At 41.1% G+C, this 14,425-nt stretch carries 12 protein-coding genes; 9 read left to right on the top strand and 3 right to left on the bottom strand.

Annotation, left to right across the window (positions count from 1 at the left end; translation table 11 throughout):
- Positions 1-344 precede the first annotated feature (344 nt).
- From CD001_RS25715 to CD001_RS25675, 9 genes are all read left to right on the top strand, one after another.
- Positions 345-1,964 carry a glutathione ABC transporter substrate-binding protein gene (locus CD001_RS25715; RefSeq protein WP_096190409.1) on the top strand — a complete coding sequence of 540 codons (1,620 nt, stop codon included), beginning with the start codon at positions 345-347 and terminating at the stop codon, positions 1,962-1,964.
- Positions 1,965-2,194: 230 nt separating this feature from the next.
- Positions 2,195-3,121: an ABC transporter permease subunit gene (locus CD001_RS25710; protein ID WP_096190408.1), complete on the top strand. Its 927-nt coding sequence runs from the start codon at positions 2,195-2,197 to the stop codon at positions 3,119-3,121.
- Between the two features lie 16 nt (positions 3,122-3,137).
- Positions 3,138-4,037, top strand: a complete 900-nt coding sequence (locus tag CD001_RS25705; protein WP_096190407.1) for an ABC transporter permease — start codon at positions 3,138-3,140, stop codon at positions 4,035-4,037.
- A gap of 15 nt (positions 4,038-4,052) precedes the next feature.
- Positions 4,053-5,024, top strand: a complete 972-nt coding sequence (locus CD001_RS25700; protein WP_096190406.1) for an ABC transporter ATP-binding protein — start codon at positions 4,053-4,055, stop codon at positions 5,022-5,024.
- A gap of 13 nt (positions 5,025-5,037) precedes the next feature.
- Complete coding sequence (locus CD001_RS25695) at positions 5,038-6,054, top strand: ABC transporter ATP-binding protein (RefSeq protein ID WP_096190405.1); 1,017 nt, start codon at positions 5,038-5,040, stop codon at positions 6,052-6,054.
- 5 nt (positions 6,055-6,059) lie between these two features.
- The gene (locus CD001_RS25690) at positions 6,060-6,932 is read left to right on the top strand and encodes a sugar phosphate isomerase/epimerase family protein (RefSeq protein WP_096190404.1); all 873 of its coding nucleotides are present in this window, start codon (positions 6,060-6,062) and stop codon (positions 6,930-6,932) included.
- 30 nt (positions 6,933-6,962) lie between these two features.
- Complete coding sequence (locus CD001_RS25685) at positions 6,963-8,024, top strand: Gfo/Idh/MocA family protein (protein WP_096190403.1); 1,062 nt, start codon at positions 6,963-6,965, stop codon at positions 8,022-8,024.
- Positions 8,024-8,917, top strand: a complete 894-nt coding sequence (locus CD001_RS25680) for a sugar phosphate isomerase/epimerase family protein (protein ID WP_096190402.1) — start codon at positions 8,024-8,026, stop codon at positions 8,915-8,917. The genes CD001_RS25685 and CD001_RS25680 overlap by 1 nt, the downstream gene beginning before the upstream one ends.
- 1,271 nt (positions 8,918-10,188) lie before the next feature.
- Positions 10,189-11,355, top strand: coding sequence for an ROK family transcriptional regulator (locus tag CD001_RS25675; protein WP_096190401.1), 1,167 nt, complete (start codon positions 10,189-10,191; stop codon positions 11,353-11,355).
- A gap of 54 nt (positions 11,356-11,409) precedes the next feature.
- Here CD001_RS25675 and CD001_RS25670 read toward each other — a convergent pair whose 3' ends face one another.
- From CD001_RS25670 to CD001_RS25660, 3 genes are all read right to left on the bottom strand, one after another.
- The gene (locus CD001_RS25670; protein ID WP_096190400.1) at positions 11,410-12,204 is read right to left on the bottom strand and encodes an ABC transporter ATP-binding protein; all 795 of its coding nucleotides are present in this window, start codon (positions 12,202-12,204) and stop codon (positions 11,410-11,412) included.
- Positions 12,191-13,198 (bottom strand): ABC transporter permease, encoded by a 1,008-nt coding sequence (locus CD001_RS25665; RefSeq protein WP_096190399.1) that lies wholly within the window; start codon positions 13,196-13,198, stop codon positions 12,191-12,193. Before CD001_RS25665 ends, CD001_RS25670 begins: the two co-directional genes overlap by 14 nt.
- 95 nt (positions 13,199-13,293) lie before the next feature.
- Positions 13,294-14,373: an ABC transporter substrate-binding protein gene (locus CD001_RS25660; RefSeq protein WP_096190398.1), complete on the bottom strand. Its 1,080-nt coding sequence runs from the start codon at positions 14,371-14,373 to the stop codon at positions 13,294-13,296.
- Positions 14,374-14,425: the final 52 nt, after the last annotated feature.

Here is a 14,425-nt window from a genome sequence, read left to right as displayed (position 1 = left end):
TACCTTTTTTTCATCGTGTAAAAAAGGGAGCATAATACGCAAATTATTCAGAATATTCAGTTGACTACTCACTATGTAAGAACTATGATAAAAGAAAATTATTAAAAGTCATTGAAAATATGCCCAATTAATTTCTCCACAGGTGAAACAAATTAAATTGACATCAAAATTACGCGAATTTAACAGAATAATCAGCTTCGTTTTTAATGCCGTGTTATAAAAGGAGCTTCTTAGATAAGACAGATCAAACTGAAAGCTTAACAACGTCTTGTACAAAATGAAATAAATTAGTCGTCTTGAACGGCTAGTTTAAATATTAAATCATTTTAAGGGGGATTAATCAGGTGAAAGAAGCTAAGATTTTTCACATTCTGTCGTTGTTGCTCTTGTCGGTTTTAATTGTTGCTTGTTCCTCTGAGGAACCTAGTGGTGCAGAAGAAGACGAGGATGCAGCTGATTCAGACGTTGCGGAAGAGGAGGATGGAGGGTCTGATGCAGAAGCGAGTGATCAAGAAAATGAATTAGTGATTGCTGTGAATGAAAACTTTATAACGATGGACCCACACAACACTGGAGATCGCAACTCCAATGCTGTTCAATCTGCCATGTATGAAGGTCTCATTGCAGAGCAAGATGGAGAAATTGTGCCGATGCTTGCAGAAGAGTTTGAAGTGAATGATGAGGCAACCGAAGTGACATTTAAACTGCGTGAAGGCGTTACGTTCCATGATGGGGCTGCATTCAATGCCGAAGTTGTCGAAGCGAATTTCGAAAGGATCCGTGATCCTGATAAGAACCTTCGTTTATATAGCAGAGGGTTTAATGAGATAACCGAAATAGAAATCGTCGATGAATATGAAATAAAAATGACCCTTGAACAGCCTAACAGTAACATTTTAACGAAAATTGTTCCTGCTGGAATGGTTAGTCCGAAAGCACTCGAAGAAGACGCAGACTTATCACAAACTCTAGTCGGAACAGGACCTTATCAGTTTGTTGAATGGGTTCAAGGCGATCATTTAACGATTGAATTGTTCGAGGATTATTGGAATGATGGCCAAGCAACGGTAGAAAAAATCACGTATAGACCTGTTCCAGAAAATGGGGCGCGTGTCGCAATGCTGCAAACAGGGGAAGCCGATTTTATTTTCCCGGCACCGACACAAAACCTTGATGAGCTGGAAGCAGATGAAAATATAATTGTCGAAACGAACAACTCTACGATTGCTAATTATATTTCATTAAATACGATGAAAGAGCCTTTTGATGATCCGCGCGTTCGACAAGCGTTAAATTATGCAATAGACAAAGACGCTTTTATTGAAGTAGTGATGGCTGGTTATGCCTCTCCATTAGATTCAGTACTTCCAAATACGATCTTCAATTACCAGGAGCAGCAATCGTATGATTACGACCTTGAGAAAGCGAAAGCTCTATTGGCAGAAGCCGGGTATGAAGACGGCTTTTCGGCAGAAATTTGGGGTAATACGAACTCGAATACTGTAAGAGGGATGCAGTTTATTCAACAACAGCTTTCGCAAATTGGTGTAGATTTAGAAGTTCTTTCAATGGAAGAAGGAACATTATCAGACAGAATTTATGGCGGGCATACACCAGAAGAAGCGGAAGTTGAAATGTGGTATGTAAGCTGGGGAGGTTATCCGTCTGACACTGACCATATGATTAGACCGATTCTTGGTGGCGACAGCTTCCCTCCAGGTGGCGGTAATTCTGCTTATTTTAGCGATGAAGAGGTTGACAGCTGGCTGCAAGAAGCGAACACAGTGACAGATTCAGACTTACAATATGAAACCTATGGGAATGTCCAGCAAAAGATTTATGAAGAAGCTCCTTGGATTTTCTTAGCGTCCGACGAAAACATTTATGCATTACGTGATCATGTAGATGGCGTATTCGTTACACCAAATGGCCGAATCAATGTGAATCACGCAAAAATCAAATAAGGTCTGAGTTAATTGAGACACAAAAGGTACGGGGTGTGTCTGCACCCCATTCCTTTTTGTCTTAACAGAATTTATAAAACCTATGGATGATCGTATAACTGAAACTAAGGCTTTCACCATTGCATTAAGACTTGTACGAAGCATAAGGGTTTCTAGGCAAAATAATTTACTTGCTGAGAACCTCTTTAACGACAAGCCAAGTTTTGTTTGTCCAGAAAGGAGGGACGAATATGTTTCGGTATGTGGGTAAGAAAATACTGGAATTAATTCCGACCTTATTGATTGTCTCGATGCTCATTTTTTTCTTCATTCACTTAATCCCTGGTGACCCTGCTCGGTTAGTTGTAGGACCGGATGCTAATCTAGATGAAGTCAATAAGATCAGAGAGGAAATGGGGCTGAATGATCCGATCGCGTTACAATATGTTTCATATATGAATGGAATTTTTCAAGGAGATCTTGGCAGCTCTTTAAAAACGGGTCTTCCCGTAACGGAAATGTTTGAAAATCGTTTTAAAAATTCGGTATTACTTACGTTATTCAGTATCATTTGGGCCTTTATCTTCGGAATTATTATTGGGACAGTGTCCGCAGTTTTCAAAAATAAATGGCCTGATAGTTTAGGGATGCTTACAGCCGTTTCTGGAATATCGATTCCTGGCTTTTGGCTCGGGTTAATCCTTATTCAATTATTTTCTGTCCAATTAGGGTGGCTGCCGACTGGAGGAGCTGACAGTTGGAAACATTTTATTTTGCCATCGATAGCTCTAGGAGCAGGGATTATGGCAATGATTGCTCGCTTTACGAGGTCATCATTACTTGAAACGCTCGGTGCCGACTTTATTCGAACCGGGAGAGCAAAAGGGTTAAGGGAATTGATTATTATTCCAAAGCACGCATTGAGAAATTCGATGATCTCTGTTGTAACGATTACCGGTTTACAATTTGGATTTTTACTTGGTGGTTCTGTCGTCGTTGAAACGGTCTTTAGTTTTCCGGGGATGGGGCGTCTGCTCATCGATTCAATTGCCTTTCGCGATTACCCTGTCATTCAAGCATTACTGCTGCTTTTTTCCGTCCAGTTTATTTTGGTCAACCTTCTTGTTGATATTTTGTACAGTGTTTTAAATCCGAAAATTAGGACAATGGGTTCTTAGCATGGGGGGAATTCGAATGGAGGCTTTAAAAAAGGATCCTCAGAGAACAGGAACGTTCGCAGCAAAAAATCAATATTCACCAGTAAAGGAATTTTGGAAAAATTGGAAACGGAAAAAAGTTGCTTTCATGGCAAGTATTTTTCTCCTGCTGATGATCATTGTAGCGGTTATTGGACCTTATTTAACACCGTATGATCCATATGAACCGAATTATAGTTCAATTCTAGCTGGACCTTCTGTAAGTCATATCGCAGGTACGGATGAATATGGCCGTGATATATTCAGCCGTCTCATTTACGGAACGAGAATTTCATTAAGTGTCAGTTTTATTTCTGTTTTTCTTGGTGCAGTAGTCGGGACCGCTTTAGGGTTGATTAGTGGCTTCTTTGGCGGCATATTAGACCGGTTCATTATGAGGTCTAGTGATGTCATGTTCGCGTTCCCGGACATTATTTTAGCCATTGCGATTATCGCAATTTTAGGACCTGGGCTTATTAATGTCGTTATTGCAATCGCTGTATTCAGCGTTCCGTCCTTTGCTCGGCTTATTCGAGGGGCAACGTTAGAAGTGAAGGAGACGTTATTCGTTGAAGCAGCGCGGTCTATGGGAGCGAACAAAAAGAGGATTATCCTGAAACACGTATTTCCCGAGACATTCAGCAGTTTACTCGTATTTTTCACGATGAGAATCGGGACAGCTATACTTGCGGCTGCCAGCTTAAGTTTTCTAGGCTTAGGGGCGAGTCCGGAAACGCCTGATTGGGGAGCGATGTTGACGATGGGACGAGATTACTTAGGTACATCTCCACATATCGTCATCATGCCGGGTGTCGCGATATTCCTTACTGTATTAGCCTTTAACCTTATTGGAGACGGTTTGCGTGATGTATTAGACCCTAAAACGAAGAATGATTAAAAGGAGAAATCTTTCATGGAGGAGCGAATCCTGGAGGTAGATGATTTACAAACTCAATTTTTGAAGGACAAAGAAGAAATAAAGATTTTACACGGTGTTCATTTTCATATTCATAAAGGAGAAATAGTAGGGCTAGTCGGTGAGTCGGGATGCGGAAAGAGTCTTACGTCTATTTCAATTATGCGGCTATTTAAGGGGACGTCAGGTGAGATTTGTGGCGGGCAAATCAGGTTTAATGGCAACGATATTACGAATGTATCTGAAGCAAAAATGAGAAAAATTCGCGGTAAACAAATTGCGATGATTTTTCAAGAGCCGATGACGTCATTAAATCCTGTTATGAAGATTGGCGAACAAATTATGGAACCGATTCGACTCCATTTAGGATATCGACAAAAACAAGCGAAACAACACGCAATTGGTATGTTAACGAAAGTAGGCATTCCTCGTCCAAACGAAATTATGAGTGAATTCCCGCATCAGTTGTCCGGAGGGATGCGCCAACGTGTCATGATTGCGATTGCGATGTCCTGTCACCCTGAATTGCTTATAGCTGATGAGCCGACGACCGCTCTCGATGTCACGATTCAGGCACAGATTCTCGATTTAATGAGGCAGCTACAACGAGAAGAGAACATGTCGATGTTATTAATTACGCACGACTTAGGTGTTGTCGCGGAAATGTGTGACAGAGTCGTTGTCATGTACGCGGGAAGGGTTGTCGAAGAAGCGGATGTCAATGAGTTGTTTGAGGATCCGAAGCATCCATATACGAAAGGATTAATCGAATCGGTACCTAAAATTGGTCAAAACAAAGCACGGCTCAGTTCGATTCGAGGCAAAGTTCCTGATCCAACCGAAAAGATCGAAGGCTGCAAGTTTGCTCCCCGTTGTGAGGATGTAATGCCAATATGTTTAGAGAAGGAGCCTGAAATGACAAAGATAAGCCAAGGTCGTAGCTGCAGCTGCTGGCTATTTGAAAAGTAGGGGAGGTGTGCGAGTGGCAAAAAAACTGTTAGAAGTCAATCGATTAAAAAAATCGTTCCACATTAAAAACGGTATTTTTGATAAGAAAAAAATATTACATGCAGTAAATGATGTATCGTTTCATTTAAACGAAGGTGAAACGTTTTGTTTAGTCGGTGAGAGCGGCTGTGGGAAGTCAACGACAGGCAGGTTAATTTCACGACTCACAACTCCAACAAGTGGGGAAATTTGGTTTGATGGGGAAGAGATTTCGCAGAAGAAAGAAACGAATCTCGGTCACATTCGAAAAAAGATGCAAATGGTTTTCCAAGATCCATACGCATCACTAAACCCTCGTATGAAAGTGAAAGATATCGTATCAGAGCCTTTAGTCATTCATACGAAAAAAACGAAAGCCGAGAAAAATAGATTAGTGTCTGAAATCCTTGAAGTAGTAGGGTTAAATGAAAGTCAGGCAGAGCGGTATGCCCATGAATTCAGCGGTGGTCAAAGACAGCGAATCGGAATTGCGAGAGCATTAATCCTGAAGCCGCAATTAATTATTGCTGATGAACCAGTCTCTGCGCTGGATGTTTCCGTACAATCGCAAATATTAAATTTATTAAAAGATTTAAAAGAAGAATTTCAATTAACTTACTTATTTATTTCACATGACCTAAGTGTCGTTGAACATATTAGTGATCAAATTGCGGTAATGTATTTAGGGAAAATCGTTGAGTGTGGGTCAAAAAACGAGGTTTTTTCAAACCCGAAGCATCCATATACGAAGGCATTACTTTCTTCAGTCCCTATTCCTGACCCAAAAATGAAACGAGAGAGAATCATTTTAAAAGGAGATATTCCGAGTCCTGTAAATCCTCCTGCAGGCTGTAAATTTCATACGCGTTGTCCTGATGCAATGGATGTATGCAGGCAGACAGACCCAGCTTTAACGCACCGGATGGAATCAGAACACCTTGTCGCCTGTCACTTATATGAAGAAAGGAAACAGGAAGATTTGCCTTTAAAGACTATTCAAATGAAGGAGTGATTGGAATGAAAGTAGGATTAAGTTCGTACAGTTTATTAAGTGACATTCAGTCGGGGAAATTGAGCATTTTAGATGCGATTCAATGGGTTGCAGATAACGGCGGGGAGCATATGGAGCTCGTCCCATACGGATATTCAGTCGTCGATAACGAGGAGCTAGCAGACGAAATAAAAGAAAAAGCGAAAGCGGCTAATATTGAATTATCAGGCTACTCTTTTCCGGCAAACTTATGTCAAGAGACCGAGCAAGAATTTGAAGAGGAAATTGAACGGATTAGAAAACATATTGATATTGCCAACCGGTTAGGAATTAACAGTATCCGCCATGATTTAACATCATTTCAATTGAAAGACGAAGAAATGACGATTCATTATTTTGATCAACATTTTTCGAAAATGGTAAAAGGAAGCCAGATCCTTGCAGATTATGCTGCTCAATATGATATGACGACGACGATTGAAAACCATGGTTTTAATGTTCAGTCGAGTGATAGAGTTCAACGAGTCCTTCATGCGGTTGATCGGGAAAACTTTAAAACGACATTGGATATAGGAAACTTTTTATGTGCCGATGAAGACCCTCTTGTAGGGGTGAAAAAAAATATTCAATATGCTAATCGTGTTCATTTCAAAGATTTTTATATTCGTCCTTATTATGAAAATCCGGGCGAAGGAAAGTGGTTTATTACAGTAAATAAAAATTATCTCCGCGGCGCAATTATCGGGCATGGAGATATTAATATTCGTGAAGTGATTAATTTAGTGAAAAATTCAGGGTTTGACGGTTATATTACGGTTGAATTTGAAGGAATGGAAGATTGTCAGTTAGGCTCAAGGATTGGAATGGCCAACTTGAAAAGATTGTGGAATGAAGCGTAATCAATATTGAAAAAAAGGTGGTTTTTCTTCATGGAGAGACTAAATGTTTGTATTATCGGGACAGGAACAATCTCAGACTTGCATTTCAAAGCCTATCAAGCAAACGAACATGTTCATTTGCGAGGAGTTTACGATTACTCAGTAGAAAGAGCCGAAAAAAAAGCAAAGGAATATGAGGCAGACATCGTCTATCATAGTTTAGATGAAGTTTTTCAAGATTCACAAGTAGATGCAGTCAGTATATGTACGTGGAACAACACCCACACGGACCTTACGATTAAGGCACTTCATGCTGGGAAACATGTGTTAGTGGAAAAACCGTTATCGATGAATGTAGAAGAAGCTAATCAAGTCGAAAAGGCTGCAAAACAGTCGGATAAAATTGTCCAGGTCGGGTTTGTCAGAAGGTTCGGGACGAACACAAAAGTGTTAAAATCGTTCATTGACGAAGGGCAATTAGGTGAGATTTATTATGCAAAAGCATCATGTCTGCGACGTCACGGGAATCCCGGCGGCTGGTTTGCTAATAAAGAAAAATCGGGTGGAGGTCCATTAATTGATTTAGGTGTGCATGTTATTGATATTTGCTGGTATTTAATGGGGCGTCCGAAAGTAAAAACGATAACCGGGAATACGTATACAAAACTAGGAAATCGTGCTAACGTGAAAAACTTAAGTTTTTATAAAGCAGCTGATTATGATGCGAGAAAAAATTCGGTTGAAGATTTAGCGAATGCTCTCATTACGTTCGAAAACGGTGCTTCACTCATGGTCGATGTTTCATACACACTTCATGCGAAAGAGGATGAAGTTGGCGTCAAATTGTATGGAACAAAAGGGGGAGCAGAACTAGAGCCCGCATTAAAAATCATAACAGAAGCAAATGATACGATCTTAAATATTGATCCGCAAATCGACCATCTCTCATTCGATTTCGAAAATGCCTTTCAAAATGAAATCGACCAATTTGTCCGCAGTTGTTTATTCGAGGAAGAAACAGTTGCACCGGTTGAAGATGGGGTAGAAATGATGAAAATATTGTGCGGTATTTATGAAGCGGCGGAAAAAAAGAGTGAGGTGGTCTTTCAATAATGGCACCTGAAACAAAACTCTCAAATAAAATTGGTGTAATCGTTGATAACTTTCGTCTTCCACTGCGAGAAGGATTAAAAACGGCTCATGATATGAATGCTGATGGTGTTCAAATTTATGCTGTTGATGGAGAAATGGCCCCGGAAAGCTTGAATACGAATGCTCGTAAACAATTAAAAGACTATATTCACTCACTTAACTTGGATATTGCAGCGTTATGTGGGGATTTAGGTGGCCATGGTTTTCAAGATAAGACTGAGAATCCTGCAAAAATTGAGAAGTCAAAACGAATTGTTGACTTAGCTGTAGAGTTAGGAACGAATATCGTCACAACGCATATTGGAATTATTCCAGAAAACAAAGATAGTGAAATTCATGAAGAAATGTTGAAAGCATGCGAAGAATTAGGGGTTTATGCCAAGCAGATGAACGCTTATTTTGCGATCGAAACCGGACCTGAACCTGCAAATAGATTGAAAGAGTTTCTAGATTCTTTAAGTACGAACGGTGTATCTGTCAATTTCGATCCGGCAAATATGGTCATGGTAACCGGAGATGATCCAGTGAAAGGTGTCGAGTTGTTGAAAGATTATATCGTCCATACACATGTAAAGGACGGGATGATGTTAAAGCAAGTTGATCCAAGAGATGTTTACGGCTTTCTAGGTTATGGAGGAGGAACGGATCATGATCAAATTGCGGAGATGGTTTCTTCTGGTAAATATTTCAGAGAAGTTCCTCTAGGTCAAGGTTCAGTAGATTTCGAAACGTATTTTTCGACTTTACAGAAAATTAATTATAATGGATACTTAACGATAGAAAGAGAAGTAGATCATAATCCGATTGAAGAAATAAAAGAGGCAGTAAAGTATATCGAAAAGTTTAAATATTAAGGCAGTTCGTCGTTTTATTGCTAAGATGATGATGTAAGTCACCCGGGCAAAACGCCATGTCCTGTGACATCCTGTTAGTAGGACCTCCTGCCCGTGGATGTATGCTCGGTGCAGGAGTCCTGCGTTTTTCACTAAGTAAGAAAGTATAAAATTTCAACCTCTCGATTGCTGTCTAGACTAGCAGGCACGAGCGTTTATTACGCGAGCTTCCACACGGATGTGGTGACTTCGGCGTTCCCGCAGGACGCGGGGGGTTTTAGCCGAAGTTCTTATCTTGCGAGTTGTCTCGGAGGATATATCCACAGAGAGATGCTAGAAGAGGAAGAGGCAGCGCTTGCTCCTGCGGTTACTCGTCGCAGAAAAACAATGCTCCTGCGGTTACTCGTCGCAGCCTCTGTGCTTCTTCCTCTGCAAGTATAATCGAAGAAGAGAATGCGTCGAAGCAGCTCGTAGAGAATTCAGAGTAGAGTCGCTCGTTGCTCCTGGGTTACTCGTCGCAGCCTCTGTGCTTCTTCTTCTGCAAGAGTAATCGAAGAAGAGAATGCGTCGAAGCAGCTCGTAGAGAATTCAGAGTAGAGTCGCTCGTTGCTCCTGCGGTTACTCGTCGCAGCCTCTGTGCTTCTTCCTCTGCAAGAGTAATCGAAGAAGAGAATGCGTCGAAGCAGCTCGTAGAGAATTCAGCGGAGAATCGCTCGTTGCTCCTGCGGTTACTCGTCGCAGGTAAGAGTGTCGCCGATATGCGGGCGCCTTGCGCTTTTTTTAATCAAATACGTGATCTGTTGTCCGTCAAAAAGAACTTCAGCTCGCCTGCGAGATTGAGCGGCCATAGGAACCGCTATTTGTGACGAAAAGGCTGATTATTGGATCTTTGCGGCCACACGATCCTCTATTGAATGAAAAAGTCAACGATGACTTGTTTTTTGGAGGGGATAACGGAACAGGTGTCCTCGAAAGCAACGAAAAAGCTGCTTTTTAGTCAAATAAGTGATCTGTTGTCCGTCAAAAAGAACTTCAGCTCGCCTGCGAGGTTGAGCGGCCATAGGAACCGCTATCTGTGACGAAAAGGCTAATTATTGAATCTTTGCGGCCACACGATCCTCTATTGAATGAAAATGTCAACGATGACTTGTGTTTTGGAGGGGATAACGGAACAGGTGTCCTCGAAGGCAACGAAAAAGCTGCTTTTCATCATGAACTTTACTAAAATCAACAATCTCTATAGAGCATAACTATAAAAGTTGATCATTATCGTTGAAAATTGAGGTAGTAAAATGGAAAAACACGACAATTTATATATAAAAAAACAAAATAAGAAATGGGTGCTGGACATTATCAAAAGTTCCGGTCCAGTGTCCAGAGCAGACATTTCAAAAAGAACGAATATGAGTCCGACTTCGATCTCTAGAATTGTTCAGGAATTGGAACATGACGGGTTTGTTAAGGAAACGGATTTAATTTCTTCCGGTGTCGGAAGAAAGGCTAATTTACTCGACATTTGTGACGATGCTTTTTATACGATTGGTGTAGACTTAACCGAAAAGTCAATAAAAGTCGGGATCTTAAACTTCAATGATCAATTGGCTTATATTAAAAAGGTAGCAAAGCCTCCGGATGAGGATTATAAGGTCACTTTAAAAAATATGAGTCTATTAATTGATAAGTGTATCGACGAATATGGGATTACGAAAGAGAAAGTAGCAGGGATAGCTGTCGGTATGCCTGGTTATATCAATTATGAAAGCGGGTATGTAACGCTCTCAACACAATTAGGCTGGCATGATATTCCTGCTGCGAAGATGTTAGCGGACATGACAGGATTAAAGGTCATTGTCGATAACGATTTAAAGATGAAAGCGATGGCTGAATATATGTACGGGGCAGCGAAAAATTCTAGAAGCTCTGTTTTAATTGGGATTGGATCAGGGATAGGGTCAGCGATTATTATGAACGGTGAGTTTTACCGAGGGGAAAATAACTTCGCTGGAGAAATTGCCCATACAGTAGTAGATATTAACGGGAGTTTGTGTAAATGCGGTAAGTTTGGCTGTTTAACGACTGTTGTAACAAAGTCATCGATCTTAGAACAAGCGAGAAAAGTAAAACAAGTTGACTCTTTGCATGAACTAATCGAGTTTTATAATAATGAAGAGACGTGGGCTGTAAACATTATCGATCGAGTGACGACGTATATCGTGTCGACGATTACAAATATCTTTTATTTATACAACCCTGAAATATTGTTGTTAAGCGGATCATTATTAGAAAATTTTAAAGAGTTAAGGGACTTAATTGAAGAAAAGTCGAACATGTATTTAACCGAACCGTATAAAAGTGAGGCGAAAATCGTCTTCTCGCAATTAGGTGACACCGGCATCGTATTAGGAGCCGCCCTTCAGGCAAGTGCCAGGCACTTCCCAAATTTTGTCGAACAAACATAGAGCCGTGGATCTTTTGTAATCCACTGGCTCTTTCTTTGTACTCTCACATGTTGATTACCCTAATACAGCTTTGTCATTCGCCATTTTTTCTCCGCGGATTCGTTGGAATTCTTGTAATAGCTTTTCGATCGTTAAGTTTTGTTTTTCTTCACCTGCGACATCGAAAATAATTTGTCCTTTATCCATCATAATTAATCGGTTGCCGAGGTCAAGTGCCTGTTGCATATTATGAGTCACCATTAACGTTGTCAAGTTGAACTTTTTGACAATGTCATCCGTTAATTTTGTAATGAGCTCGGCGCGAGAAGGATCGAGTGCCGCTGTATGTTCATCGAGAAGAAGCAGCTTCGGTTCCGTAAAAGTCGCCATTAATAATGAAAGTGCTTGACGCTCACCACCCGATAACAAGCCTACCTTAGCAGAAAGGCGATCCTCGAGTCCAAGGTTTAGCGTTTCTAAATACTCGCGAAACAATTCTTTTCGTTTTTTTGTGACTCCGACTTTAAACGTTCGTTTTTTATTCCGGGCATAGGCCATTGCTAAGTTTTCTTCGATTGTCATTGAGGGTGCTGTTCCCGCCATCGGATCTTGGAAGACGCGTCCAATCATTTTTGAACGTTTATATTCTGGCAGGTTAGTCACTGGTTTCTCGTCAATAATCACATCCCCTACGTCAGGGGGCAAGCTTCCTGAGACGACATTCATCATCGTTGATTTCCCTGCGCCGTTGCTGCCAATGATCGTTAAAAAATCACCATGATTCAATGAAAGATTGATATGTTGCAACGCTTTTTTTTCATCGAGAGTTCCTTCATTAAAGGTGAGGTTGACGTGTTTAAGGTGCAGCATGACTATTCCCTCCATTAGCAGCTTGTAATTTCGCTAGGTCTGCGCGCTTTTTTAGACGGCGTCGTTTTTCTCTTCGTGCATCAAGGATTTTGGGTGTGACAAGGGCTGCAATGACAATAACAGCAGTAATGAGTTTCATATCACCTGTGTCTAAAAAATCAACGCGAAGGGCAAGGGTGACAACGATTCGATAAACGATAGCTCCCCCGATGACGGCAAGTGTAATTCTCGCAATCGACTTTGTCCCGAACAGTGCTTCCCCAATGATGACCGATGCGAGCCCGATAATAATCATCCCGATTCCCATACCGACATCGGCAAATCCGCCAAGTTGAGCAATCAGTGCTCCGGAGAACGCAACGAGCGCATTTGACAGTCCAAGACCAAAGATAATCAGTCCGTCTGTATTAGCCGAAAAACTCCGGATCATTTTTTTGTTATCACCTGTTGCACGAAGGGCTAATCCGACTTCTGTTTTCAAAAAATAGTCGGTTAATAGTTTTACAATAATAATCAAAATAAGTCCAAAAAAGACAATACTCCATGTTCGTGGGAATGTGGATAATCCGATAGATGAAAGAATGTTGTTAAAAAATGGGTCAAGCCCTGCCGATTCCCATGATGCTCTTATATGGGTAAACAATGTCGATTCATTGAGTAACGGGACGTTCGATTGTCCCATAATTCGGAGATTGATCGAATAGAGTGCGATCATCATTAATATTCCTGAAAGTAATGGGTTAATTTTTCCTTTCGTATGCAGCAGGCCGGTTACACAACCAGCGATGAATCCAGCCACGATGGCAGCAAGGGTAGCCACGATTGGTGATTGACCTGAGACGATCATGACAGCGGCTACGGCAGCTCCTGTTACAAAACTTCCATCAACTGTTAAGTCAGGAAAGTCCAGTACTCGAAAGGAAAGATAAACACCAAGTGCCATTAATGCATAAATGATACCTGATTCAATAGCTCCAAAAGTTGAAATAAACATTTTGTATCCTGCCTTTCTACTAGATAAAAGATGAGGCAGTCTCGTACATGAGAGGTTTTTGCCTCACACTTTGTTTTTGAGACTGCCACATTTTCTTACTCAACAAGTTCTGCAAGTTCGTCCCAGTCATCGTGCCAATCGATTGACTGAGCTTCTACAGCTGATTGATTGATGAATAATTGCATATCAGCTGGATATTCTGCAGGAATGTCGACTGTCGTTTTTTCTCCGCTCAGCACTTCAGCTGCCATTTCGCCAGCTCGATAGCCGATTGAATAGTAGTCAATGCCAAATGTAGCAAATCCGCCTCGCTCCAAAGAGTCTGGTTCACCAACGAGGAGTGGGATATCAAAGTCATTTGCCGTTGATACGACGACTTCGAGTGCAGATACGACGGTGTTATCGGTAATAACAAAGAATACATCTGCTGTACCGACGAGTGATTCGGCTGCTTGTTGGACTTCAGCAGAGGTTGATACACTGCGGGTAGCTGCATCAAGGGTAGTGCCTTCAATTGCTGCTTCAACCGATTCGATTTGGGCGACGGAATTTTGTTCACCTGAATTGTAAATTAACCCGACTGTTGAATCAGTGAAATATTCGTCGATAAATGAAATTGTTTTTTCAATTGATTCCGGATGAAGGTCGAGAACTCCCGTAATGTTTTCACCAGGCTGATCGAGTGCTTCAATTAAACCGGCTCCTACTGCATCTGTCACAGACGTGAAAATGATTGGAATATCATCTGTCGCCTGCAATGCTCCTTGTGAACTCGGTGTCGAATTGGCAAAAATTAAGTCAACATCATCGGCGACAAAATTATTAGCGATAGAAAGGGTATTGTTTTGGTCACCTTGTGCATTTCGTAAGTCGTATGTTACTTGCTCATCTTCTACGAAACCATTGTCGGCAAGACCTGCTTTAAACCCTTCAAAAGCAGCATCTAAAGATGGGTGTTCCACGATTTGACTAGCACCGATACGTAACAATTCCTCGTCATCGGAACTAATGGCGGTTTCTTCCTCATCAGAATCGTCTGTTTCTTCTTCTACTTGGTCGGTATCTTTATCATCTCCTTCATCTGAACCGTCAACTTCTTCTTCGGATCCACATGCCGCTAGTAAGAAACTAAATAGTAAAGCGGCTATGAAACCTATGTACCATCTCTTTTTCATACCATTTCTCCCCCCATATGAACTTGTCAGAATCTTTTAATATTTACGTACT

The sequence above is a fragment of the Evansella halocellulosilytica genome (assembly GCF_002335745.1).
Classification (GTDB): domain Bacteria; phylum Bacillota; class Bacilli; order Bacillales; family Salisediminibacteriaceae; genus Bacillus_CA; species Bacillus_CA halocellulosilytica.
This window is presented reverse-complemented; position numbering and strand designations above follow the sequence as displayed.

What these genes read in the sequence shown, in the direction of transcription:
- CD001_RS25700 (WP_096190406.1), top strand. Translation starts at nt 4,053, where the DNA reads ATGGAGGAGCGAATCCTGGAGGTAGATGATTTACAAACTCAATTTTTG.
- CD001_RS25690 (WP_096190404.1), top strand. Translation starts at nt 6,060, where the DNA reads ATGAAAGTAGGATTAAGTTCGTACAGTTTATTAAGTGACATTCAGTCG.
- CD001_RS25685 (WP_096190403.1), top strand. Translation starts at nt 6,963, where the DNA reads ATGGAGAGACTAAATGTTTGTATTATCGGGACAGGAACAATCTCAGAC.
- CD001_RS25660 (WP_096190398.1), bottom strand. Translation starts at nt 14,373, where the DNA reads ATGAAAAAGAGATGGTACATAGGTTTCATAGCCGCTTTACTATTTAGT.
- CD001_RS25710 (WP_096190408.1), top strand. Translation starts at nt 2,195, where the DNA reads ATGTTTCGGTATGTGGGTAAGAAAATACTGGAATTAATTCCGACCTTA.
- CD001_RS25705 (WP_096190407.1), top strand. Translation starts at nt 3,138, where the DNA reads ATGGAGGCTTTAAAAAAGGATCCTCAGAGAACAGGAACGTTCGCAGCA.
- CD001_RS25675 (WP_096190401.1), top strand. Translation starts at nt 10,189, where the DNA reads ATGGAAAAACACGACAATTTATATATAAAAAAACAAAATAAGAAATGG.
- CD001_RS25665 (WP_096190399.1), bottom strand. Translation starts at nt 13,198, where the DNA reads ATGTTTATTTCAACTTTTGGAGCTATTGAATCAGGTATCATTTATGCA.
- CD001_RS25680 (WP_096190402.1), top strand. Translation starts at nt 8,024, where the DNA reads ATGGCACCTGAAACAAAACTCTCAAATAAAATTGGTGTAATCGTTGAT.
- CD001_RS25670 (WP_096190400.1), bottom strand. Translation starts at nt 12,204, where the DNA reads ATGCTGCACCTTAAACACGTCAACCTCACCTTTAATGAAGGAACTCTC.